A 500-nucleotide genomic window follows, 5' to 3' on the forward strand; every position below is an offset into this window, starting at 1 on the left:
GCGGATGAGACCTGCACAGCGGATTTACTACCGGATGGCAGCATCGGCAGCGATAAACTGGCGGAAGGCTCAGTAAGTTCGGTGCACTTGCAGCAACAGAGCATCTACGGCGAACATCTCGTGGACAGAGTGCTGGAAGAACGTCATTTAAGCCCTGGCATAATCAAGCTGGAGCATCTGGCGGATGAGACCAGCAGTGCGGATTTACTGCCGGATGGCAGTATCGGCAGCGAGAAGCTGGCGGAAGGCTCAGTAAGTTCGGTGCACTTGCAGCAACAGAGCATCTACGGCGAACATCTCGTGGACAGAGTGCTGGAAGAGCGTCATTTGAGCCCCGGAATAATCAAGCTGGAGCATCTAGCGGATGAGACCTGCACAGCGGATTTACTACCGGATGGCAGCATCGGCAGCGATAAACTGGCGGAAGGCTCAGTAAGTTCGGTGCACTTGCAGCAACAGAGCATCTACGGCGAACATCTCGCAGACGGAGTGCTGGAAGA

General features: G+C 55.2%; 1 pseudogene. It reads left to right on the plus strand.

The features are described 5' to 3' along the window. Positions 1 to 500, plus strand: a pseudogene (locus AC0LWN_RS32670) (hypothetical protein); the annotation flags it as partial.

This window comes from Paenibacillus sp. sgz302115, assembly GCF_056120445.1.